Genomic DNA, 25,192 nt, shown 5'->3' with positions numbered 1-25,192 from the left:
AAACGATAGGACGCGCCAATTGCAAAATAATAGATAGAAAGATAGAATAGAACAATGAATTGAAAGCGGTTTAGTTAAAGGGGAAAACGGAATGGAATTGAAAAGAAACAGAGTTATTTTTTATGTGTCAACAGTAGCGTTTTGGTTTTCAATGTATACGTATGTTCCGGTTCTTGCACCGTATGTTGAGCATACAGGCGGTTCTTTATTTTTTGTCGGTCTTGTGCTGGGAAGCTACGGACTTACACAAATGCTTCTTCGTGTCCCGCTTGGAATTTGGTCGGATCGGATTGGAAAACGAAAGGTGTTTATTTTGCTTGGTATGGCATGCGCGGCATTCAGCAGCTTAGGCTTTACGTTTGATAGTACGGCATTGTCTGCCCTGATTTTTCGGGCATTAGCAGGAGTCGCGGCTTCGAGCTGGGTGTTATTTACCGTGTTGTTTTCTAGCTATTTTCCAAGAGAGGAAGCCGCAAAAGCGATGGGGTTAATTAGTTTTTTTAACAGCATCGGGCAAATGCTGGCAACAGCTTCTGGGGGGTATTTTGCAGAGCATTACGGATGGCATGCACCATTTTTTCTCGGTGCAGCTGTTGGCGGCATTGGTTTGTTTGCAGCCTTTTTCATTCAAGAGGAGAAGATGAGCGAGCAGCGTCATCCGGTTGCCGTTGGTGATTTGTTTCGAGTGGGAAAACAATGGTCCCTTCTGTCGATCTCATTAATCGCTGTACTTGCGCAGTCGATCGTATTTACAACGATGTTTGGATTTACACCGCTGCATGCGGCGAGCTTAGGGGCATCTAAAGGCGAACTAGGAATGTTAGCACTCCTAACAACCCTCCCTAATGCAATTGCCGGTTATATAAGCGGATCCATTGTCGTGAGAAAAATAGGCGAGAAGCAAACCGTAATGCTTGGGTTTGTATTATCGGCTGTTTGTACAATATCCATTCCATTCACAACTTCCTTTGGGATGCTTCTTTTCTCACAGGCATGCAACGGATTTGGACAAGGGCTTATTTTTCCTGTTCTGCTTGCTCTTGCGATTCGAAATGTTTCACCTGAGCAGCGTGCGACAGCGATGGGTTTTTTTCAGGCAATCTTTTCGCTCGGTATGTTTGGAGGTCCGTTACTAGCAGGAGGAATTGGAGATGTATTTGGGCTAACAGGGGGCTTTTTGTTTACCGGAGTGTTAAGCTTAGTAGGCACTGTTCTTGCTAGCAGATGGATTGCGTCGCCCGCTTTCTACCAAGAGCCAGCAAAAAAGCGGGCGACATAGAAGAAGGATAACAAAAGGAAGAGAAGCGACAGGAGGAAGGCAATCCCGAATCCTGTTACTTCTCTTCGCATTTTAAGGAAGCATACATTTCTAGCCCGAAGACCATTCGACGTAGTGAGAAATTTTAGGAATACAGTGTAAGTAAGGCTACGCCTCTGTCTTTGCCCGAGAGCAGGGCTCGTCAATCGGCGAGTTTTCTGTATTGAAATGTATCAGAAATTTCGTTCCCTGTTCACTTGTTTTAACCTTCATAACAGCATTGTGGCGAGCGACAACTCCGTGACAGACCGATAAACCAAGACCGGTTCCATTTACCTTTGTGCTGAAAAAAGGAGTCCCGATTTTCTCAAGCAGCTCTTCCTTAATACCGTAGCCTTCATCTTGTACCTCCAAAATAACTTCAGGCCCATTTGTATATGTTTTAATGGTTAAAACACCCTTGCTTGACATTGCTTCTAGTCCGTTTAAGGCTAGATTCAAAATCAGCTGGCGAATCTCCTTTTCATCCAAGGATAAAGGCGGACAGTCTCCAAGCTCCATGCAGGCGTATTTATCGGATACCATCGCCTTTGCCTGAATAAGAGGAAACAACGTTTGGACGATATCATTTAACTGCTTTGGTACACGCAATGTTGCAGCTGTTTTTGTTACGGAAAGAAACTCTGTAATAATATTGTGAGTTCGATCCAGTTCTTCAATCATAATGTCGATGTACTCGGTTGAAGGGTGGTTTTTTGACATTTGCAAGAAGCCGCGAACCGTTGTCATCGGGTTTCGGATTTCATGGATAATCCCGGCAGCCATTTCGCCCATTAGGTTTAATCTAGCAAATTTTGCGATTTCCTTTTCGACAGCAACTCTATCGGTAATATCGGTAATAATGCTCAGGATGCATGCTTCTCCTCGTATTTCCATAATCTCTGTTGAGAGCAGCCCTTCGCGCATATCTTGTGATTTTGTCCAATAGCTAATCCGTGCATTTCGGACAGGTGCTGTTAATTCGAAAATTCCGACAGAGGTTTCTCCAAGTCCATCTAAATCCATGATATATTGGATTTCCTCGTGTGTTTGCTTCATAATGTCCTCGTACGTATGCCCTGTGTAGCTGAGCCAGCTTTCATTCACGTTCATATAGCGTTTATCTTCAAGGGACCGAAGTTCAATTAAGCAAGGAGTAGCGTTAAAAATGCGGCGGAAACGTTCTTCATCCGACAGCTTCCGCTCGGTTACGTCCCGGATAGAGCAGACGAAAATTTGCTGCTTCTTGACAGCTGCCATCCCAATTTGAATGTCGCTTGGGAACTTTGTCTTATCCTTTCGCAGTGCGACAGTTTCGACAATTCGTTCGTTTTCTCCCGACGAACGAAAGTGAAGGGTAGGAACGAGTCGATTGATATGCAGGCCGATACACTCGGCAGATGTGTACCCAAACATATTTGTAACGGCCTCATTTACGGTTAAAATGTGGCCTAAATGGTCGAATGTGACAATGGTATCTGTTGTAGTTTCCCCAATGATGCGAAGCAGCTCATTTTGCAATTTAATTTGTTCCTGCTGCTGCTGCATTTCTACAAGTGCCTTCACCTTCATCCTTAATGTTTCAGGATGAAATGGTTTAAAAATATAATCAATGGCACCGACACTATACCCGTTTTTTACATGTTCTAAGGCTTGGCTAATGGCAGTGATGAAAACAATTGGGATTTGTTTCGATCTTTCTCTTGCCTTAATGAGTTTAGCTGTTTCAAAGCCGTTCATTCCAGGCATTTGTACATCAAGTAAAATAACGGAGAAATCCTCCTGTAGTACGTGCTTCAATGCCTCTTCGCCAGAAGTAGCGGTAACGAGATTATAGTTGGAATAGGCAAGCACGGATTGGAGTGCAAACAAATTCTCTGGGCGGTCATCAACCATTAAAATATTGACCTTTTGCTGGACTTCATTTAATTTTTTGATAGATTCTCCCACAGGTATCAATCTCCTCATAATAAATATGTTTATTAGTAGACATCAGCTGTTCTTTACTGCCAAGGCCTAAAAAACCGGACGGTGCTAAGCTTTCATAAAATAAGTCGTGAACGCGATTGGCCAATGTTCTATTAAAGTAAATCAGAACATTTCTGCAGATAATGACATGAAACTCATTAAAGGATTGATCGACAGTTAGATTATGCTGCGCAAAGGTAACATTTTTTGTGAAAAAGGAATGAAACGCAGCATAATCATCTTTAATGGTGTAATATTCGGAGAATGCTCTGCTCCCTCCGGCATGTAAGTAATTTCTCGTATATAACCGCATTTTTTGTAACGGAAACATAGCTTGCTCAGCTATGTTAATGAGCGATTCATTCATATCTGTTGCATATAATTTTGTCCTTTCATATAGCCCTTCCTCATACAGCAAAATAGCCATCGAATATACCTCTTCGCCAGTAGAGCAACCGGCATGCCAAATCCGGATATGAGGCAGCTTTCTTAATATGGGAACGACCTTTTGACGAAAGGCGAGGAAGAATTCTGGATCACGAAACATTTCCGTCACATGAATAGAGAAATCATCAAGCAGCTTCTTCATCATTTTCGGATTGTGGAGCACTTGCGCTTGTAACGCTGATACGTTGGGCAAATGCTCTATTTGCATCCGATACTTGATCCTTCTTTGCATAGAAGCGAATGTATAATCACGAAAGTCAAAGTCATAGTGCCGATATATTGCCTCAAGAAGCAGTTCAATTTCAAGTCTTTCTAGGTCATCTGTCCCACCTGTAGCACTTGGAATATAAGAGTTAAATAGTTTACTGTCTAGAATGGTCTGTCCCTCCTAATTAATAAAACCAAACTTTCATCACAGAAAAAAGCTGTTCTAATTGTATAGGCTTGCTGATGTAATCAGACGCACCGGCGGCAATACATCTTTCTCTGTCCTGCTTCATTGCCTTTGCGGTTAGTGCGACAATAGGGATATTTTGAAATTTAGGCATTTTTCGTATTGCCTGCATCGCTTCGTAGCCGTTCATTTCCGGGAGCATAATATCCATTAAAACAATATCGGTATCAGGATGCTTTTGCAGCAGCTCAATCCCATCTTTTCCGTTTTCAGCAAACAGCACCTGCATCTTTTGTTGCTCAAGAGCTGTCGTCAGTGCAAAAATGTTACGCATATCGTCATCAATAATCAGCACCTTTTTCTCCTGCAAGAGAGGATCTTCTGTGCCCGGATGTGATGTCTCAACTTCTACTGCACTAGCAGCTTCCAGTTCAGCATTCTTTGTGCCTGAGGCTTCGGAGATGGGCAAGTACAGCGTAAAGGTGCTTCCTATACCTTTCTCGCTTTGCAGCTCAATGGCTCCACCTAACAAGTGCGCGATATCCCGACTGATGGATAATCCAAGGCCTGTTCCGCCGTATTTTCTGTTCGTTGTCCCATCGGCTTGTTTAAATGCTTGGAAGATCAGCTCTTGCTCTTCTTTTTGAATGCCGATGCCTGTATCGCTGACGGAGAAGGCAAGTGCAGTCTGCTGGTCAGGCAGTATCGCTGTTTGTACTCGGTGGATATGAAGCGCTACTCCGCCCTTTTCCGTAAATTTAAAGGCGTTTGACAATAGGTTTTTTAGAACCTGCCTTAGTCTGTGTTCATCTGTATAGATTGTATCTGTAAGATCAGCTTCTAAGCGGACAGTGAAGGAAAGTCCCTTTTCTGCTGCAAGTGGAGCAAATTGCCTTTCGATAAAGGCGGATATACGCTGCAAGCTTACTTCGTCCCTTGTCATGTCCAGCTTTCCGGACTCTACCTTTGCCAAATCGAGAACATCGTTAATTAAGTGAAGTAGTTCATTTCCTGATGAGTAAATCGTCTGGATAAATTCCAACTGTGCTTCTGTTAGATTGCCGTCTGTATTCTCCGCAAGAAGGTGCGCCAGAATCAGCAAGCTATTAAGCGGTGTGCGCAGCTCATGAGACATATTAGCTAAAAATTCTGACTTATAGGTAGAGCTAAGCGCAAGCTGATGAGCCTTTTCCTCTAGCTCCAGCTGTGTATTCGTTAAAATTCTGGTCTTTTCTTCCGACTCCCGATATTGTTCGCTGAGCTCCTCGTTTATGCTTCTGAGTTCCTCCTGCTGCATTTGCAGCTCTTCAGATTGACTTTGCAGCTCCGCTGTTAAGGCCTGTGATTCCTTTAACAGCTCTTCCACCTTCATGCGTCCCATAACACTATGAATCGTGATGCCCGCATGATTTACCACCTGCTTCAAAAGCGCTTGTTGAATTGGGGTGAGCGGTTGGAAGGAAGCAAGTTCAATCACGGCTGTTACTTGTCCTTCAAATTCGACTGGGATAATCATAATATAAGAAGGTGCAGCTGCGCCGATAGCAGATTGGATTTGTATATAAGAGTCAGGCGGATTTGTAAGCGTGATGCTTCGGTTCTCAAGAGCTGCCTGCCCAACTAGGCCTTCCCCGAACGCAAAGCTCTCCCGGCCAATTTCGTTGCTGTCATAGGCATAGGCAGCAAATTTATAAAAACGCTGCTGCGAGCCTGTTCCTTGTTTAATATAAAAAGCGCCGTAGCTTGCATCAATCATCGGTACAATTTTTGTCAGGAACATGCCTGTTAATGTTCTTAGGTCATGAACACCTTGGTACATCGTAGCGATTTCCGCTGCGCTTGTTTCCAGCCAATTCTGCTCTTGCAAGGCTTGTTTAAACGCCATTTCCTGTTTGCGATTCTCCTCAAGCGCATGGGTTAATTCGTTAAATGCTTCAGCAATCTCACTTGTTTCGTCCTTGGAACGAACATGGATGCGAGGGAGATTCACATTAGACGCCGAGTAGGAGGCAAAGCTGGAGATTACTTTTGTAATTCTGCGAAGGTTTCCGGTAATATTTCTCGAAATAAATAATCCAATTCCAATCGTTAAGATAAAAATTAGCACATTTAGAAGTGTGTTCGTTAGAATGACTTGCTCTACCAGCTCTGTGTTTGCTTTCTTGCCTTCACTTAACAACTCCTGCTGCCGTTCAGTGATGGTGTTCGCCAATGGATCAAGCTGCTTGCCGATCGGAAATACTTCTTCCTTAAAGTACTGCAGCGCTTCCTCCTGATTATGATTGCTCTCGTACCGCTTCAATAATTCCTCATACATTCTTTCAAACTCTTTATTTAAGACGGTTAATTCTTGCAGCGCTTCCCTATTTGTTTGCTCTGTCAAAAGCCCTTTCGTACTGCTGATGAGCTCCTGCAGGCTTTCGTTTGCTGTTTGCAATTCAACCAGAAAATTTGTATCCTGCGTCAGCAAATATCCGCGGAGTGAGTTTGTTTGCTTAAGTGCTAACGTTTGTATTTGCTTCGTATTTGCTAAAATGGTCACTCTTCTATCAATTAAATCCGAATAAGAGTTATTTACCTGTTTGATATAATAATAGGAAATGCCACTCGTTCCCCCAAGTAACAAGGCTATAGAGAGATAACCTATCAAAATCTTTTTTCCAATTGTCAATTTCACTCGATTTAACACCTGCCTTTCGCTAATTTACCCGTTATGCTGCAGTTAGCATGTATGTATATGTACATTATATAAGATTATAAGATATTTTTTGGTCTTTTGTCATATTTTTTTACATTATATTGTTACTTAAAGTGACATTTGCTCTAGGCAATCAAAAATAAATGTAGAATTTTCGTCACAATTTTGTCACAAATTTCATCCTGAATTCGACAGTATGCTAAATTCGCTTTGGTGTATAGTTGTTTGTGTTAATAAATTCCTGTTATGAATGCTTACATGTATCTAGGGGGAAATATGAAGAAGTTGCGGAGGAAGATTCTTATGCCGATGTTAATGAAAAAACAAGATAAACCATTATTTTATAAGTATGGGACATCTTTATTTTATGATGAAATGTTTGACCGGCAGGGAGGTGTAAGGACTCCTTATCATATGTTGCATCAGAAGTTTCTGAAGATGGGAACAGACGAGATCAAAAAGCGCAACGCCCGTATGCATACTGAGATGGTGAAGCAGGGGATTACGTTCACGCTGTACAGCAGTAATGAGGAAGAAGCCTCCTTAGAAAGGACCATTCCTTTTGATATGATTCCAAGAATTCTTTCCGCCGAGGAATGGGAAGTGGTAGAGAGGGGAATGAAGCAGCGTGTTCGCGCTTTAAATATGTTTATCCATGATATCTATCATGAGCAAAATATATTAAAGGACGGAATTGTGCCAAGAAAGATGGTTGTAACAAATACATATTTTCGTCCGGAAATGGTTGGGATTGATGTACCGAACAATGTTTATATTCCGATATCTGGAATCGATTTGATTCGTGATGAAAATGGAGCATTTTACGTATTAGAAGATAATTTAAGAAGCCCTTCAGGATTGTCCTATGTATATAAAAATCGTTCTTTGATGATGCACTTGCTTCCAGAGCTGTTTTTTGAATATCAAGCGCGTGATCTTGATGAAGAATTGAATAATCTATTAACAAGTTTACGAAGCCTTGCCCCGGGTAACAAGTCAAATCCTTTAGTTGTGCTGCTAACACCGGGTGTACATAATTCTGCCTACTATGACCATACATTTCTTGCCCAGGAAATGGGGATTGAACTCGTTGAAGGCCGGGATTTAGTTGTTGTCGATCAGAAGGTGTACATGAAAAGCATTGAAGGACTTCGTCAAGTGGACGTCATTTATCGGAGAATTGATGATGAATTTCTGGATCCGCTCGCGTTTCGTCCAGATTCCGTACTCGGCGTAGCGGGACTCCTCAACGCGTACCGGGCAGGGAATGTTGCAATTGCGAATGCGCCAGGGACTGGGGTGGCGGATGATAAGGCCATTTATATGTATGTGCCTGATATGATTCGCTATTATTTGAGGGAAGAACCTATCTTAAAAAATGTCCCAACGTACGATTTGGCGAAAACGGAGGAAAGGGAGTATGTTCTCGCTCATTTATCCGAGATGGTGGTCAAGGAACGAGCACTTTCAGGAGGGTATGGAATGCTCATAGGACCTTCGGCTACGGAGCAGGAGCTGCAATTATTCGCTGAGAAGATTGTGCAAGCACCGCATCAGTATATTGCACAGCCGACTATTCAATTGTCGTGCGTGCCATCGATTGTTGGCGGACAAGCTGCCCAGCGGCATGTAGATTTACGCGCATTTGTATTTATGGGAAGTGAAACGCATGTCGTTCCCGGCGGGCTTACAAGGGTAGCGTTAAGGGAAGGCTCTCTAGTTGTGAATTCGTCACAAGGCGGAGGCACGAAGGATACATGGGTATTATCGTAAGTTTAAAAATAGGGAGAAAATGAGGTGGATGATAATGATGAACCGTACTGCGGAGTCTTTATTTTGGATCGGCCGCTATCTGGAGCGGATTGAAAATCATACGAGATTAATGGACGTGAATTATCATATGCGTCACGAGTTAAAGGGAAATGATCGAGACGAGCCGGAGTATATGTGGGAAAGATTAGTGGCGGCGATAGGGGATGTTTCGTTATTTAAGCAGCAGTACCATACGGTTAAAGAGACGTCTGTCCTTCATTTTTTAATGTTTGATAGATCGCATAATAATTCTATTTTTTCTTGTATCCGTCAAGCGCGCCAGAACATTCGCTCACTCCGTCAGTTGCTTCCCGGGGAACTATGGGAAATTGCTAATGCGTTTTACCTTTGGATGGGTGAGCAAGATATGGAGAAGGTTATGCTGCGCTCGCCGCATTCATTTTATCAGCGGGTAAGGGAATGGGTGGCTTTGTTTAATGGAGTCGCAGATTCTACAATGGCCCGGGAGCGTGAGTGGCATTTCATTCAGGCCGGAAAGCATTTAGAAAGAGCAGAAAATACACTGCGAGTGCTGCAGTCTGTATATACCACTCTAAATCGTGAAGGTTCTTCTCTTACATCCAGCGACATTTATAACCGCATGATTATTTTATTGAAATCTGTGAGCGGGTACGAGGCATTTCGAAAGTTTTATGCAGATGAAGTAGTGTGTTCCAAGGTTACACAGTTTATGATGCTGAACGCAGGATTTCCGCGCTCTGTTATGTTTGCCGTAACGTTTCTTGGAGCATCGCTAAGTGCCATTCAATCGCAGGATTGTCGTTTTGAATCATTGTTGAATGAATCAAAAGCTATGACAGAAGAGCTAAGAGAAACATTGGCTCGCTGCAATAACGGACTCTCTCAACGTGATATTTTAGAAGAGATTGGCAGTATGCTGCTGTTATGCGACCAGCTAGGGTATGCAATCTCAAAAACTTTTTTTCAGGAGGAGTTTGTTGAAGCGTGAGACTACAAGTGTCCCATTTTACTAAGTATGTGTATCAAGAACCAGTAATAGATAGTGTAAATGAGGTGCGCCTAACACCAAAAACGGAGGACTGTCAAACGTGCTGTGACCATTCTATTTCCATCCGGCCGTCGGTTTCATTGTTTCCATATACAGATTATTATGGAAATACAGTTCACTATTTTTCTGTTCCGTTTCCGCATGAAGAGCTTGTCATTGAATCACGCTCTATTGTGCAGACGAGTGAAGGGAGCCTAGAGCAAACGAACCGTGTGCCGTACAGTGCCGAATGTGAGATTTTAGAGAGTGAAGCCTTTCAAAATCAGTATGCCGAGTATTTGATGGAGACCGCGTATACGAAGACCACGAAGGAACTGGAGGACTTCGCAAGCGGCATTGTTCATGGTGAGAAGCTAGAGAGTGTATATGAGCTTTTAGAGCGCATTTCACATGCCATTTATACAACGTTTACTTATGAAACGAATGTAACGAACGTGCATACGACCGTCGAAGAGACATTACAGCTAAAAAGAGGTGTGTGCCAAGATTACGCTCATTTGATGATTGCGACATGCAGGTTGTTTAACGTTCCATGCAGGTATGTGAGCGGCTACCATTATCTAGGGGAAGTCGGAGGCGAAGAAACGAAGGTACAGCATTTTTCGCACGCCTGGGTAGAAGCCTATGTTCCATTGATTGGCTGGATTGGCTTGGACCCTACGAACAATGAGAAAACAAACTGGCGTTATATTAAAATTGGGCATGGTCGCAATTACAGCGATGTTGTACCCGTAAAGGGGATGTACCGCGGAACGCCTTGTCAGCAGCTGGAGGTAACAGTTGAATTAAAGCGGGTGCAGGAAGAGCATTCGCATGGCGTGGAGTAAAATAAGCTTATACGATAAAATATCCCATTGGTGCTCTAATGCAGAACATCAATGGGATGTTGTTTGTATGGGAAAAAAGAATAGGTTGACTTCCTGATTCAATCGCAGTCAATGTTGTTTCAGATCCTATACACCGTTTCTCGGTGTATAGGAACAAATGGGATGCGCTTTCAAAACAGTAAATAAAAATTTGTGAGGGGAAAAGATTAAGGATTGTGTTTAATATATATGTTACTGCGGAATGCAGCAGTGTTATGGGTTGGAAAATGTAATTGTAAAGGTCGTGCCTTCGCCTGGTACACTCTCGCAGGAAATGCTTCCTCCGTGGTTTTTAATGACGCGATATGTTACCATCAGTCCAAGGCCATTTCCTTTCTTTTTGGTTGTGTAAAATGGTTCCCCGAGGTGATCAATCTGCTCAGCAGGAATGCCTTGTCCTTGATCACGAACAGTGACAATGATGTTATTGTTTGACTCCGTGCAGGATACAAATACATAGCCGCCTCGCTTTTCCTCCATGGATTCTATGGCGTTCTTCAAGAGATTGAAGAAGGCTTTTTTCAGCTGGTGTTTGTCACCGCAGGAAAGTATCGAGTTACCTGTGTAATTCGTTTGGACGTTTACCCGCCTCTTGAAAGCTGCTGAATCGAGAAGCTGTATGATCTCATCAAATAAACCGTGAAGATCCACACTGGTAATCTGCTGCTGCTGCGGTTTGGCAAGCATCATCAGTTCGCCGGCTGTTTGGTTAATATGATCAATTTCCGATTCAATGAGCTTGATGAACTTTGGTGTAAGAAAGGATGTGTCCTGGAGCATCAGGGAAATGAATCCTTTGATTACGGTGAGAGGATTACGTATTTCATGACCAATTCCTGCTGCTAGTTCGCCGAGTAATGCCAATTTTTCGGTTTGCATCAAAGCCTCTTCCGCTTGCTTCTTCGCTTTAATGTCAATAGATGAACCAATTAACGCCACTGTTTCTCCATTTTCGACAATTGGGCTTAATGATGTGAGCCAAAATAGTTTGTTTAAATAATGTACCTCAAAGACAATTTTTTCTTGGGATTCCCAGCAGCGGTTGTACTGTTCATATAAGAATGCAGTATGGTCAGGAGTGAACAACTCCTTAATGTATGTTCCGGTCATGTCGTTAGGTGTGTAACCGAGTTCGTAGATAAGCTGTCCGTCACAAAGTGCGAAATAAAAATCTTGCCCATGTTTTTGGACTTTAAATACGAGCCCTTGCTGATTTCGCATAATATCGGTCAATTCCTTATGCATGAGCCGAAGTGCTTCCTCATGTTTTCTTCTTTGGCTAATATCTCGTGAGATGCCAACAATATAAAGGCATTTGCCTGTGTGCTCTTGAAAAATAGGGATGAGCGTTGTTTCGTATGTTCTTTTTCTTCTTCCGATGGTTAGTTGTTCTTCGTAGCTAAGTTTTTGTTTGTTCATAATGGCTTTTTGATAGTTTGCGTTCATCGCATGTGCGTCATCTGGGTGGAAGATATCTTCTGTTTGCTTATTCTTTATCTGCGCGAGTTGTATACCGGTATTTCTTACGTAAGCGGGGTTTATGTGAGTGAATCTGAAGGTAGGTAAATCGTCAACGCTGATAAGAAACATCATATCCTCTAACTGGTCGAAAATGATAAACAGCTGCTGAAAATCTAGGTTTTTATTTGCTTGTATAGCGGACAAGTCCAACGGTATTACACCTCCATTTACAGTGGGGAATAAGGATCACATATCGTTTAGCGGTATTTTCAGTCATATATCTCCTGCTTCTGGTACTGTTTTTCGCGTGCATTATCAGCTTACGTATCTAATATATCTTGTTTTAATTGAAAATTCCATAAAATACTAGTATTAGCTTAAAAAAAGCGAAAAACTTTGCTAGAAATAGCCGATTCCCATTTGAAAAAAGGCTTTCCCGTTGATGAAAAGGAAAGCCTTTTGGTATCAGAGTAAAAATGTTTCTTCACAAATAGGGGTAGGAATTATAGTTTTATAGGGTACTTAACGTCTTGCCTCGACAGGCTCAGCTATTGCATTGCGCCAGCTGCCGAGCGCTGTAATATTTTCTGCATCTGCCGCTGCATACGCTTCACAAATAAATCCCGGAACCTCTGAGCCGTCTTGCAGTTCGACCTTACCAATCCCGAGCGGTGCAGGGATAGATGCTGCGAACACGCCGAAGGAGGAAAGAGGCATTTCCCACAGCTCCAGTTCGATGGAAGCACCTCCATTTTCTGTCTTGATGAGCCCTGGCTTTGCAGGGGATGTCGACAGTTTTACAAACTTATATTTTGCTGCTGTAGCTGCTTCTCGAATAAAGGTCGCGCCGCATTCCTTCATCTGCTTTTCAAGAGGAAAGCCCCGCATGTGCAGACCGCACACCGCTACTAAGGTTGTTTCTTGTTTCAGTAGCTTGGCGTTGTTTGTAAACATGTTAGCAGCGCCGTAAATGAGTCCTTCTTGATCCCAAAGAGAGAAGAAGGTAATGCCGAATGGCAGCTGTGGTGCCGCATCATCGGCAGGTACTGCGATAGCGCATAAATCAAGAAGATTACAGTGGTTTGTAAATCTCCCCATGTCGCTGTTTGCGCTAATCGGGTTTGATCGTACCTCATCACGCGTCCATGTCCCACCAGCGGTAGGTGTAACAAGCACAGCGTTGCCGAGCTGCTTTCTTGCCGCAAGCTTAAAGGTCTGTAGCTTGTGCATTGCGTGAAACAAGGATGCGGCTGTGTGCTTATCCGCAGCGCCAGAGCGAAGCACCTGTTCTGTTACAGGGAATGTAACTCCTGGATGGGACTCTATAAATTCACTTAAGTCTGCCCAACGCTCTGCCACAAGTGGACCATCATATAAAATCGCAGCTGCTTCAGCAAAGAATTCGTAATCCAGATACTCGATGGGGATATTCAATTGCTTGAGCTGCTCGACAGTTCTTTCCCAAGCACGTTCGTACTCTGCAGCGAACGGTCCGAAAAAGGAAAGCGGCTGTTTTGGCAAATATATTTTTTCTGGAAGTGCCGTAGAAGGCATCGGAATATTTCGGGACCAAGGATTTTCATCATCTATGCCGCGTGCGATGCTGTCTACGATCATCGCATCAGTTGTACTATGAGCAAATACGGTTATGCAATCAAGACTTGCGCAAGCGGGAACAACCCCTTTTGTTGACCAAGCGCCAAGGCTTGGTTTGTATCCGACGAGTCGGTTTAAAGCGGCAGGCACACGTCCTGAGCCAGCTGTATCCGTACCGAGTGAGAAGGCTGCCTGGCCGCGCGCCACAGCAACGGCAGAACCGCCACTGGAGCCGCCGCTAATAAGTTCTGGCCATAGTGCGTTATGTGTTTCGCCATATGGACTTCTTGTTCCGACAAGACCGGTAGCGAATTGGTCTAAATTTGTTTTGCCGACAGGGATGGCACCGGCTGCGACAAAGCGTTCTACGACTGTTGCGTGCTGTAATGGTATATACGTATACTCTGGGCAAGCTGCTGTTGTAGGCATGCCTGCTACATCGATGTTGTCCTTGACAGCGAAAGGGATGCCCCATAGCGGCAGGTCTGTACTAAGTGATTCCAGTCGCTCTATATAGGGCTGAAGAACTTCTGCCGAAGGCGGTGTGATCCAAATATTCATTTCACTGTCTCTGTTGGCGCGTTTAATAATTTCGTCAATGACATCCTTTGGTGTAATTGCCTTTTTTGCATACATGTCGTGAAGCCATTCGATGGATAATGTCTCCGGGTATTGTACGATGCTCATTTTAGTAATACCTCCTCTTTTGTTTCCTCCACAATGCTTACTGTCAGTTGTCCTGCATGCACTTCATCCCCTGGTTTTACATAAATAGATGCCACATATCCGTCACAAGGAGCGTATTGGGGAAACTCCATTTTCATACTTTCTTCTATTATAAGTGTGTCACCCTTTTGCACGTGTTGACCAGGTGAAACAAGAACCTTCCAAACACTTCCGGGCAATGCGCACCGCACTGCAATTGCGCCTTCGGGAATTTCTTCCTCCTCGGCAGCGCCAGCAGATTCTTGCTCTGAGATATATTCTGCCAGACCGAGAGCTTTCCAGCTTTCTCGTTCTGCTTTAAATGCGTGCTGCTGCTGGGTACGGAATTCTTCTGCGCTATCCTTAATCTCATCTAAGAATCTTAGATATTCTCCGAGGTCAAAGGTTGTTTCTGTAATATCAGCTTCAAATCTGCCGCGCAAGAAATCTTCACGTAATTGAAGCAACTCATCAGCTTCAACTGGATAAAATTGAATTTGGTCAAAGAAGCGCAGCAGCCATGGTTTGCCGGTTTGGAAACTTTCCGTAGAGCGAAGACGATTCCACATTTGAATAGTGCGACCGACAAATTGATAGCCGCCCGGACCTTCCATTCCGTATACGCACATGTAAGCACCGCCGATTCCTACAGCATTTTCAGGAGTCCATGTTCGCGCAGGATTATACTTCGTTGTTACAAGGCGATGGCGCGGATCGATTGGCGTTGCAACAGGTGCCCCTAAATACACATCGCCAAGTCCAAGAACGAGATAATTAGCCTCAAATACGATGCGTCGTACATCTTCTATACTGCTAAGACCGTTGATGCGTTGGATAAACTCCAGGTTGCTGGGGCACCAAGGCGCATCAGGGCGAACGTTTTGCTGATAACGCTCAATCGCAAGCTTTGTTGCCGGATCATCCCAGGAAAGAGGGAGACGGACAATTCGAGATGGCACTCGGATATCCTCGAGCGGAGGAAGTGCGCTGTCAATTTGTAAAATATGCTGACATGCTTCTTGTACTGTCATTTTTGCAGGATTAATATGAACCTGCAAAGAGCGAATTCCAGGTGTTAAATCAAGTACAGGGAGAACATTGCTTGTTTGAATAGCCTCCATAAGCGCGTGAATTTGGAAGCGAAGTAATAGGTCCAGTTCCATCTCGCCGTATTCAACCAAGAGGTTTTGATCGCCGCAGCAGCGAATAGTAATCGCAAATCTTCTGTTTTCTGCATCACTGGCTAATATCGGATAGTGACTCGATAATGTTTCGTTCGGATATGGAAGCTGACATACAGCCAGCTCATCCCAAGCGGCGCTGCCGATTGCTTGTAAATTCTTCTCCTGCAAGCTGCGTAAATTCTCTGCCTCTTCTAATGTAAGCAGACGGAAACGAACGGTATCCCCTGGATGAAGCTGGCCGATTTTCCAAAATTCCGCTGATGCTGTTGTAACAGGACAAACAAATCCACCAAGACTCGGGCCATCTGGACCAAGAAGAATTGGCATGTCACCTGTCAAATCAAGCGTGCCGATCGCATAGGCGTTATCATGAATATTGGAAGGATGCAGCCCTGCTTCACCGCCATCCTCACGTGCCCAATGCGGTGCAGGTCCGATGAGGCGAACTCCTGTCCGCGAGCTGTTAAAATGAACCTCCCACTCTGTTTCGGTAAGCTGCGGCAGGTAGTCAGCATGAAGAAATTCCTCTGTGCAATGCGGACCTGGAATAACACCAATGGTCCATATCCGAGACATAGATGGTCTAAAGGTAGCAGGCAACGCTTTTGTTAGCTTTGGCTGGCTTCCTTTATTTACGGAAAGTACATCGCCAGTACGCAGAGCACGTCCGCCATGACCGCCAAATCCACCGAGTGTAAATGTGGAAGAGCTCCCGAGGATGCTTGGCATATCCAAGCCGCCGGCCACAAGTAAATATGTCCGCATTCCTTCTTTTGCCTCATGAAATGCCAGTATCTGCCCGCTCGCTGCGAACACTGGCTGATACATTGGGATTTCTTTATTATCGAGAGTTGCTCTCATGTCAGCTCCGGTTACACAAAACCACATCTCATTTCGGAAGCGATAGGAGCCTCCGCGCAGTGTGAGTTCTAAACCTGAAGCATTCTCGTTGTTTCCGAGCAGCTGATTGCCGATGCAGAAGGAAAGGGGGTCCATCGGTCCGCAAGGCGGAACACCAACATCCCAGTGTCCGGTTCTGCCAGGCCAATCTTGTACGGTCGTTTGCACACCGCCGTCCAATACCTCAATCGCGTGCTCATTAGGTGTGAAGCCATTTAATAATTGCGTATATACATTTCCTTCTCGGCAATCCTCTTGTTTAAGTAGAGCCTCTAAGTATTGTAGGTTTGTTGTAATGCCGTACAGGCGAGTTTCAGATAATACGCTAATAAGCTTATTAATGGCGTCTAGTCTATTTTCGCCGTGTACGATGATTTTAGCTAACATCGGGTCATATAACGATGTAATAGTAATGCCATCCCTTACCCATGTTTCAATTCTTGCATTTTCTGAAAAGATAGCTTGATCAAGCTGTCCTGCGCTTGGGCGGAAGTCATTTAGGCAATCCTCAGCATATATACGTGCTTGAATGCTGTGCCCGTTTGGTTTTTTCACGAGTGTATGTAGATCATGCAGCTCATCTGCTGCTTCGCGCACCATCCACTCCACAAGGTCAACTCCGAGCACTTCCTCTGTTACGCCGTGCTCTACCTGCAATCTTGTATTCACTTCAAGGAAATAGAAGGAATATTGCTCAGGATCATAGAGGAATTCAACTGTTCCAGCGCTGCGGTAGCCGGTTTCGGATGCTAGCCGCTTTGCAGAATCCAGCATGCTTTCCCGAACATGCTGCGGGAAATTTGGTGCTGGGCTTTCTTCAATTACTTTTTGATTGCGGCGTTGAATGGAGCAGTCGCGCTCTCCTAATGCCACAACTTCACCGAAACGGTTTCCGAAAATTTGCACCTCAACGTGACGCGCTTTTCGAATGTATTTTTCTAAAAAGACACCGCTGTTCTTAAAGTTTGCTTCAGCAAGGTGGCAAACGGCGTCATATGCGGAGCGGAGCGCTTCTTCATCCTCACACACGCGCATACCAATTCCGCCGCCACCGGCTGTACTTTTTAAAATAACCGGATAACCGATACGCGCCCCGTGTTCCAAGGCTTCTGTCAGCTCTGTAATAAGCGGAGTTCCGGGCAGCATAGGGACTCCCGTTTTTTCTGCAATTTCTCTCGCGGAGTGTTTTAGGCCAAAAAGCTCCATTTGCTCCGGGGTTGGACCGATGAATGCGATGCCGTGTTCCCGGCAAGCGCGGGCAAAGTCTGCATTTTCACTCAAAAAGCCGTAACCGGGATGAATCGCCTCTGCACCTGTTTTAAGCGCTGTTTGTAAAATAAGCTCTGCATTTAAATAGCTGTCCTTTGCCAGTCCCTCTCCGATGAGAACCGATTCGTCTGCTAAATCGACATGAAGGCTATCTTGATCTGCTTTTGTATAAACAGCTACGGATGCGATGTTCAGCTTATGCAGTGTCCGGATAATCCGAGTTGCGATCGCTCCGCGATTTGCGATGAGTACTTTTTTAAACATGATAACCTCTCCTTTTTGAATATTCTGAAATAATTGCGTGCAAATTTCTGTTATTTATCCCAAATGAGTACTTGAACCGGTGTTGGGTTATAAGCGTTACAAGGGTTGTTTAGCTGCGGGCAGTTGCTAATAAGCACCATTGTACGGCATTCGGATCGCAGTTCTACATAGCAGCCGGGAGCAGAAACACCATCTGCAAACTCCAACCCGCCCTCGGGAGTGACCGGCACGTTCATAAAAAAGTTAATATTTGGCGCTAAATCGCGTTTCGTATAGGATTCATCATATTTTGCAAGCTGCAGCATAAATGTATCCCGGCAGTTATGCATATGCAGCTTTTCGTGTGCGTAACGTACTGTGTTGCTTTGTGCGGAGCAGGAGCCTCCTAATGTATCATGACGTCCGCATGTATCAGCAACGATTGTCATCAGCTTGTTTCCTGATTCGGACCGCAATACAGAGCCAGTCGTTAAATAAATATTTTGCTGCGCTGCAACTGTGGCAACAGCGCTGTAGTGGTCTTCAGGGTGATCTGCATTATAAATTAATGTATCAGCAGCCTGATTGCCCTCAAGGTCAACAATTCGGAGCACTTGACCTGGAAGCAGCTCGTGCATCCAGCCATCCCCCGCTAAAATCGTCTCGTTATAGATTGCATTCTCTATGCTGCGCTCGCTCTCTACTCTATTAAAAACAGCCATGTAAATGTTCCTCCTTTGAATGGTTATCTTGTGTTATAGGCCTAGCAGTGTATGGTATTCCCATGTGTTTTCAAATGCGCGTTTATTTTCCGGACGATAGTTGACACAGTAGTCATCCGTATCAACAGGAGCTGATGGAAGAACTTCAACTTTAACCGGTACGGATGGGTACACTGTTCTCGGGTCGAGTGGGTTTGGTGTGTTCGAAAGGAGAAGAAGCACGTCCATTTCAGTACGCAATGTTACGCTCGCGCCTCGCTGGCAATGCTCTAAGTTAAAATGCATATCACCATTATGGTCGCAGGATACTTTTGAAAATAAATTTACGACAGGGACAAGATCTCGCATGCCTAAACCGTTTCTTGTGAGTTCTACTGCGAAGTTTTCTTGCCCACTGCGCAGCCAGTCATTTCGTAATTCTTGATAGGTGGTAGTTCCGTATTTGTTATCTGTTGTTTCTCGTGTTGTGTAGCCGCAGATCGTATCGTGCCAGCCGAGCTCATCATCAACGATGCTTGCCAGCACACGTCCATTATCGCTCATGAGAACATTTCCTGCTGTTAAGCGGGAGGTATGCTGCGCTTTTAAGGTATCGGGCATATTGTAGCGCTCTGATACATCCTTTGCGTTGTACATCAATAGAGAAAGGTTTGCTTCGTCACCAAGCGCTGTAAAACGAAGCAGCCTTCCGCGGCTAATTACTCCTGACCATTTTCCTCCAGAACCGATTGTTTTGCTCCAAATGAGATTCATTTTATTAACCTCCTAAATGATTTAGAAAAAACAAAAGGGAGATATCGCTAAGACGGATGTCTTAGTGATATCTCCCAGGCTTTTATCCTTCCGTGTACACAGCTATGGATGCTGTGCGTTTTCTCTTGGACCTGACCGGCTAAGCCGCGGAACCCTAGAAAACTGAATATTGGTTTGTGTTATAAAATGTAACATGAAAAGAAATGTAATGCAACATGGAATTGAAATAAAATTGAATTTTTAAAAAAAATGTTAGATTATCTAACGTTGGAGTTGAAAATTTCAATTTTCTGAATTTAAACTGTAGGAAAGTACGATATGAATTTCCAGCTGGAAGCCGATTCGACGTAGTGAGAAATTTTAGGAATACAGTATAAGTGCAACTACGCCTCTGTCTTCGTCCAAAAGCAGGGCTCACCAATCGGCAAGTTTTCTTTACAATGACGAATAACAGCCGCTGAACATGAGAAAGCACATACTCAAAAATATAGAAGTCGAAGAAAGAGGGATGGGAAATGGAAAAAGGAGCTGTACTCGCAAAGTCGCTCACATTGCGTCAAGTTGTATTTGTAGGTCTCGCCTGGATGACTCCAATGATTTTCTTTACGGTATACGGCGTAGCATTCGAGGCATCAGGGGGGCTGCTTGTTCCAGCCTATCTCGTGGCATTTTTGGCGATTTTCTTTACCGCCTATAGTTACGGAATGATGGCAAAGGCATATCCGATTGCTGGCTCTGCGTACACCTATACGAAAAAAGCTGTAAATCCGCAAATGGGCTTTCTTGTAGGTTGGGCTCTTTTGTTGGATTATATCTTTTCTCCTATTATCGCTTGTTTAACGTTTGGAATTTTTCTCAATGCACAGTTTCCAGCTATTCCAGTTCCGGTTTGGATTATTGGCATTAATATTATTCTTGCGATTGTGAATATCGTAGGGATTAAGTCGGTTGCACGTATTAGCGGGTTTTCTGTTTTATTGCAAATTGCCTTTATTGTACTGCTTTGCGCACTTGTCATTAAGGATATTGTAGGGGGAGGGGGTACGCTTGTATCCGCAAGTACGTTCCTTCATCCTGATATGTCCCTTTCTACAATCTTTGCCGGCGCTGCCATTATCTGTTTTTGCTTCCTTGGCTTTGATGCTATTACGACGACAGCGGAGGAGACCATCAATCCGACAAAGACAATTCCAAAGGCTATCTTCATTATTGTTTGCATTGCTGCAGCATTGTATTTATCAGTCTCTTATTTTACCAAAATAGCATATCCGAATTTCTCCTTCCATCATCCTGATACAGCATCAATGGAGTTGATTAAGCTAATTGGCGGAAATCTGTTAAATGCTATCTTTATTGCTGTGCTTGTGGTAGCTATTTTTACGCAAGGTGTTTCGTCCGTTACGAGTGTATCACGTTTCCTATATGCACTTGGTAAGGAGGCTATCTTACCAAGGAAGGTGTTTGCAAGTATTCACCCGCGCTTTCAGACACCAGTTTTAAACATTGTCATTGTCTCTGTAATTTCATTGATCTCACTGTTTATCAGTCTTGATACAGCTGTTACCTTTGTTAGTTTTGGTGCCCTGACAGCCTTTACGTTTGTAAATATTTCCGTCATTGCTCACTATTATGTAAGAAATCGTCAACGTTCCTTCGGGCAAACGTTCCGATATTTGATCTTTCCTTTGATAGGAGCTGGCTTTATTGGATGGCTGCTCACGCTTTTAAGTAAGCAAACGCTTATGTTGGGATTGGTTTGGCTCTCCATTGGTTTTGTATACCTCTTCCTTAGAAAGAAGCTATCTACCAACTCGTCTCGCGAACGAGGTTCAGAGGAGATTGCTTAAGTTTATTGTTATATAAAAGTAATAAACAGAAGGTTATCATTTTCCGATAGAAGACCTCCGCCTTAAGCACGTGATGGGAGTAGCCCCATGGTAAGGAAGCTGCTGAAAAAGTCCATTTTAAAGAAGAAAAGAAGCTAACTACCTATTATATTGTAGATAATTAGCTTCTTTTTGTTTTCTGTATCTTGATGAAAAATTCTATTACGCACTCAAAGCCGGAACTTGTTCAAAATTGTAGCAGCGTTTGCAACCTTATACAGCTTGCTGAATATAATGGTACAGGCAGTTGGAAAGGAGTGGCGCTGCATGAGATTTGCCGCAGCGGTCTTTGGGATGAGCGGGATGATGAGCATTCATGTATTCTGGTTGCTTGTATCAGAAATAAGTACATCCTCATTTGCTCCGTTTGTTTCGTGGTTGTATATCGCTCAACTTTTTGTATTTGGAATACTTGGTGCATACCGATTCCGTACAAAAGTATGGTATATGCACATGGGTATTTTGCTTATCTTATGTATTTGGGCACAGAGCCTGTTATACGCAGGTGTGCTCGCGGACAGTTTGTTACGCACGTGTTGCGTTTTATTTGGAAGCGTTGTATATAAAATGCTGTTTCGAGAGAAATGTGTTTGATAGGAAGGCAAGCCCATACGGTTTTATGGGCGAAATGCTTTTTGAAGCCAGGCGGGATGTCTGGCTTTTTTTGGATTGATAGGTGAGGAGGAGCGGGTTGCATAATAGAAGAAAGGGGGGAATATATTGCTGATTGGAATTACAGCTATTGTGATCGTGTGTACAGCTTGCTTACTAAGCTGTCTTTTATATAAGGTGTTTCCGAACTATGTTATCCCTTATATTCCTTGTATAATCTACACACTCGGTGGCGTGTATTTTTTGATGCTTGGGGGAGCAGTGCACGGTGAGATCCAATTACAGCTGAGGGCTTGGGCAATCGTTATGTTTGTTGCGGCATTGGCAAGCTTTGGTGTATGTGCATGGCTTCAGTCGAAATATTCTTCAACATAAAAGCGAACACACTGCGATGTGCTTAGCAGTAAAGCAGCCCGCGTATTATACGCGGGCTGCATTGCAAATACAGATGGGGTAAGGTACCCGACTGGTTACTAGTAAGGGATTTCTTACACTGTAGGAAAGTATAAGTTTCCAGCTGGAAGACAATTCGACGGAGTCGGAAATTTTAGGAATACAGTATAAGTAGGGCTACGTACGCCTCTGTCTTCGCCCAAAGGCAAGGCTCGCCAATCGATGGGTTTTCTTTAGATGAATAAGCATGGTTACATGTAGAAAGCCTTATTTATTTTTGTGCAAGCTTTTCAACTTTTTGCAATTGAAGCGAGCTTGAAATGCGAAATTCCTTTTTTTGTGCTTCGAATTGCTTTTTCGTATAGGGACCGAATCTTTTGTTGTATTTTAGGTCAATAATCCAATAGCGTGCATTCTGCTGATTGGGAGTTTGTGCGTCAGGGTTAAGGGGGTCAGGCTGTAATTCAAGCTGCTTTGCCAGTATGTAGCTGTCGTTCCATGCTACTTCCGTAACAACAGGAGGGATGAGCTGTGAAGCGTTGAAAGCATCCATTTTCGGAAGGATTTGGGTTCCGTTTGTAGAGGACTGCAGAACTTCGTAATCAACGCCGATATCATATTGCGTGTAAGGTGATGGAAAGGCACAACCTGACAAAAGTAAGCAAGCTACGAAAAGGAGAAATGTGTTTTTCGTCATCACATACTGACCTCCTTAAGATTAGGTTTACATCTATTGTAACCAAAAACAGGGATGGCAGTCACGTACCATACTTTGTCGGAAGTTGTCACAAAAAGTGGAGCATGGTAAGATGAGAGCGAAAGTATGGAAGGAAAGGGAGAATTCATCATGAAACTGCATGTTCATCAACCTGTCTTTGTTATGAATCGAGTCGGAGCGCTTCTGATAGATATGTTTATCATCTCTCTTGTATACGGTGCTGCGGCTGCGGTAATCAGTGGGGAGTATAAAGCTGTTTTTGATCGTTTTCAAGTCAGCCTTGGTGATGCCCGTTATGATATGCTGCTTGCCCTCGTGATTATGGCAGCTTACTTTGTTTTGCTTCCTTTAGTTTGGAATGGCCGTACAATTGGGAGCCGTCTTTTGCGTATACAGCTGTTAAAGGAGAGCGGGGAAGCGGTTGGAGCAGGAACGCTGCTTTGGCGCTTTTGTATCTTGGTGTTATCGAATGTAGTGCTGCTTGGTATTCCGGCTATTGTTAATATATATATTATGCTTCTTCGAAGGGATAACCGGGGCTATCATGACCTAGCTGCCCGCACGAAGGTCATTAGTAATCTATAATTGAGACATGGGGATAGTATCAAAGGTGTTTTTCACTGTAAGAAAGGATAAATTTCCAGCTGGAATCTAATTTGATTCATCTGGAAATTTTAGGGATTTGGTATAAGTGCAACTACGCCTCTGTTTTCGCCCAGGGGGCAGGGCTCGCCAATCGGCGAGTTTTTTTGCACTTTAAGAAAGTATAAATTTCTAGCTAGAAGACAATTCGACGTAGTGAGAAATTTTAGGAATAAAGTATAAGTGCAACTACGCCTCTGTCTTCGTCCAAAGGCAGGACTCGTCAATCGGCGAGTTTTCTTTATTCACAAATCTGTCACGATTATGGGATTTTTTAGGTGTTTTATTAGGGTGAATTTTATTTTTCGGAAAATTTTTTAAGTTCTAACTTTTTTTCTGCAAAAAACGACATTGTTTTTTGTTATAATCATTTTGTATAGGACTGGCATTTCCTATAGAAGTACCCTTCAGGAACAGGCACGCAAATATGCAGCGTGTCTCATTTTTTGCTGTCTGCTACATAACTTCTCTCAGCATTGTTATAGAAGCTCGGTATGTGTTAACAGTAAGCAGGGGATTGTCTTGGTATGGGAGCAGAAAACCGGTAAGCAGAAAGAGGTAGAAAATCAAGCTGCCGTAGAAAGAATGCGAACAACATACATGTGGGACATGTGATTGGCACAGGGAAGGCTGCATTGGTAACAGTGCTGTTAGAGTAGCAAGTGTGTCTGAAGCAACAAGGATAATACGATCCCATTTAGGGATGCAGTAGGGTGCTTTTAGGAATCGATTCCTCATTGTTGAGGCTGTTTGTTGTAGAAAGCAGAGGATACTGTAGAACGGGAAGTTTATTTAGAAGGGGTAGAGGATGATGAAGCTAGCAGGGAAGGTTATCATTGTGACAGGCGGAGGTATTGGCATCGGGCGTAAAACAGCGCTTTTATTGGCGCAGCAAGGTGCAAATGTCGTAATTACCGATATTGATGTAGAGAATGGTAAGGCGACGGTAGAAGAGATTTTGGCTCAAAACGGTCAAGCAATTTTCGTTTCCCATAATGTGAATAAAACGCAGGATTGGAAACGTGTAGTAGAAGAGGCAATGAAGGCATATGGAACGATTGATATGCTATTTAACAATGCAGGCTTATACCGAATCCGTTTTGTCACTGACGTTGCGAAGGACCAATGGGAAGATGCAATGGCGATTTATTTAAAAGGACTGTTCCTAGAAGTTAAACATCTTACATCTTCAACTGACAAGCGGGAGGAGAGCACGGTGAATGATTTGCCGCTTGCAGGCTTAATGAGAGAACAGCAGCAATTTTTCGAAACGGCTGAACCTGCTGTATCAATCTAACGCGAATTTTCTAATGAAGCTTGATAAAAAGTCGCCTAAGGCGGCTTTTTATCACTTTAAGAAAGTATAAATTTCTAGCTAGAAGCCAATTCGACGTAGTGAAAAGTTTTAGGAATACAGTATAAGTAGGGCTACGCCTCTGTCTTCGCCCAACAAGGCAGGGCTCGCCAATCGGCGAGTTTTCTTTCTGGCAGCATTACATAAGAAAATATACACTCTTGTTTCACAGCGCCTATTTTAGCAATAGTAAGCACCGAATTTTTCTTTGAATAATAGTATAGAAATATAATCACTTCTTA

18 protein-coding genes and 1 riboswitch are annotated in these 25,192 nt (G+C 43.6%); of the genes, 9 read left to right on the top strand and 9 right to left on the bottom strand.

The annotated features are described in order from the left end of the window. Positions 1-91: 91 nt before the first annotated feature. On the top strand, positions 92-1,279 hold the full coding sequence (locus EP737_RS05870) for an MFS transporter (protein ID WP_129726986.1): 1,188 nt from the start codon (positions 92-94) through the stop codon (positions 1,277-1,279). Positions 1,280-1,426: 147 nt separating this feature from the next. Here the strand turns inward: EP737_RS05870 and EP737_RS05865 are convergent, their stop codons facing one another. From EP737_RS05865 to EP737_RS05855, 3 genes are read right to left on the bottom strand one after another with little or no spacing between them, the layout of a single operon-like run. Beyond that, positions 1,427-3,247 (bottom strand): response regulator, encoded by a 1,821-nt coding sequence (locus tag EP737_RS05865; RefSeq protein ID WP_246040185.1) that lies wholly within the window; start codon positions 3,245-3,247, stop codon positions 1,427-1,429. Beyond that, entirely contained in the window at positions 3,219-4,058 is an 840-nt protein-coding gene (locus EP737_RS05860) for a CheR family methyltransferase (protein ID WP_246040191.1), read from the bottom strand. Before EP737_RS05860 ends, EP737_RS05865 begins: the two co-directional genes overlap by 29 nt. A gap of 46 nt (positions 4,059-4,104) precedes the next feature. After that, positions 4,105-6,783, bottom strand: a complete 2,679-nt coding sequence (locus tag EP737_RS05855) for an ATP-binding protein (protein WP_129726983.1) — start codon at positions 6,781-6,783, stop codon at positions 4,105-4,107. A 336-nt stretch (positions 6,784-7,119) separates the two neighbouring features. Between EP737_RS05855 and EP737_RS05850 the strand changes: the two genes are divergently transcribed. From EP737_RS05850 to EP737_RS05840, 3 genes are read left to right on the top strand one after another with little or no spacing between them, the layout of a single operon-like run. Beyond that, the gene (locus tag EP737_RS05850; protein WP_425455853.1) at positions 7,120-8,577 is read left to right on the top strand and encodes a circularly permuted type 2 ATP-grasp protein; all 1,458 of its coding nucleotides are present in this window, start codon (positions 7,120-7,122) and stop codon (positions 8,575-8,577) included. 34 nt (positions 8,578-8,611) lie between these two features. Then, positions 8,612-9,586 (top strand): alpha-E domain-containing protein, encoded by a 975-nt coding sequence (locus EP737_RS05845; protein ID WP_165350703.1) that lies wholly within the window; start codon positions 8,612-8,614, stop codon positions 9,584-9,586. After that, on the top strand, positions 9,583-10,473 hold the full coding sequence (locus tag EP737_RS05840) for a transglutaminase family protein (protein ID WP_129726981.1): 891 nt from the start codon (positions 9,583-9,585) through the stop codon (positions 10,471-10,473). The genes EP737_RS05845 and EP737_RS05840 overlap by 4 nt, the downstream gene beginning before the upstream one ends. Before the next feature lie 252 nt (positions 10,474-10,725). Here EP737_RS05840 and EP737_RS05835 read toward each other — a convergent pair whose 3' ends face one another. From EP737_RS05835 to EP737_RS05815, 5 genes are all read right to left on the bottom strand, one after another. After that, the gene (locus EP737_RS05835) at positions 10,726-12,183 is read right to left on the bottom strand and encodes an ATP-binding protein (protein WP_129726980.1); all 1,458 of its coding nucleotides are present in this window, start codon (positions 12,181-12,183) and stop codon (positions 10,726-10,728) included. Between the two features lie 312 nt (positions 12,184-12,495). Beyond that, entirely contained in the window at positions 12,496-14,256 is a 1,761-nt protein-coding gene (gene atzF / locus EP737_RS05830) for an allophanate hydrolase (RefSeq protein WP_129726979.1), read from the bottom strand. Then, positions 14,253-17,891 carry an urea carboxylase gene (gene uca / locus EP737_RS05825; protein WP_129726978.1) on the bottom strand — a complete coding sequence of 1,213 codons (3,639 nt, stop codon included), beginning with the start codon at positions 17,889-17,891 and terminating at the stop codon, positions 14,253-14,255. The genes atzF and uca overlap by 4 nt, the downstream gene beginning before the upstream one ends. A 50-nt stretch (positions 17,892-17,941) precedes the next feature. Then, a complete protein-coding gene (locus EP737_RS05820; RefSeq protein WP_129726977.1) occupies positions 17,942-18,592 on the bottom strand; it encodes an urea amidolyase associated protein UAAP2 in 651 nt (216 codons plus the stop codon). 33 nt (positions 18,593-18,625) lie between these two features. Beyond that, on the bottom strand, positions 18,626-19,345 hold the full coding sequence (locus EP737_RS05815) for an urea amidolyase associated protein UAAP1 (RefSeq protein WP_129726976.1): 720 nt from the start codon (positions 19,343-19,345) through the stop codon (positions 18,626-18,628). A gap of 69 nt (positions 19,346-19,414) precedes the next feature. Further along, a riboswitch (guanidine-I (ykkC/yxkD leader) is annotated at positions 19,415-19,514 on the bottom strand. A 346-nt stretch (positions 19,515-19,860) separates the two neighbouring features. On the opposite strand from EP737_RS05815, the gene EP737_RS05810 reads away from it, so the two are divergent. The 3 genes from EP737_RS05810 (at position 19,861) to EP737_RS05800 (ending at position 22,218) form a co-directional block, all read left to right on the top strand. Further along, positions 19,861-21,192: an APC family permease gene (locus EP737_RS05810; RefSeq protein ID WP_129726975.1), complete on the top strand. Its 1,332-nt coding sequence runs from the start codon at positions 19,861-19,863 to the stop codon at positions 21,190-21,192. Between the two features lie 222 nt (positions 21,193-21,414). Next, positions 21,415-21,825, top strand: coding sequence for a hypothetical protein (locus EP737_RS05805; protein ID WP_205650883.1), 411 nt, complete (start codon positions 21,415-21,417; stop codon positions 21,823-21,825). A 126-nt stretch (positions 21,826-21,951) separates the two neighbouring features. Continuing rightward, positions 21,952-22,218 carry a hypothetical protein gene (locus EP737_RS05800; protein ID WP_129726973.1) on the top strand — a complete coding sequence of 89 codons (267 nt, stop codon included), beginning with the start codon at positions 21,952-21,954 and terminating at the stop codon, positions 22,216-22,218. A gap of 289 nt (positions 22,219-22,507) precedes the next feature. On the opposite strand, the gene EP737_RS05795 is transcribed toward EP737_RS05800, so the two are convergent. Continuing rightward, entirely contained in the window at positions 22,508-22,933 is a 426-nt protein-coding gene (locus tag EP737_RS05795; RefSeq protein ID WP_129727069.1) for a DUF3997 domain-containing protein, read from the bottom strand. A gap of 150 nt (positions 22,934-23,083) precedes the next feature. On the opposite strand from EP737_RS05795, the gene EP737_RS05790 reads away from it, so the two are divergent. After that, complete coding sequence (locus tag EP737_RS05790) at positions 23,084-23,539, top strand: RDD family protein (protein WP_129726972.1); 456 nt, start codon at positions 23,084-23,086, stop codon at positions 23,537-23,539. 868 nt (positions 23,540-24,407) lie between these two features. Next, entirely contained in the window at positions 24,408-24,893 is a 486-nt protein-coding gene (locus EP737_RS05785; RefSeq protein WP_129727068.1) for an SDR family NAD(P)-dependent oxidoreductase, read from the top strand. The last annotated feature ends 299 nt before the right edge of the window (positions 24,894-25,192 follow it).

This window comes from Ectobacillus funiculus (assembly GCF_004138295.1).
GTDB lineage: Bacteria > Bacillota > Bacilli > Bacillales > Bacillaceae_G > Ectobacillus > Ectobacillus funiculus.
The sequence above is the reverse complement of the archived record's forward strand: the minus strand, read 5'-3'. Positions and strand labels throughout refer to the sequence as shown.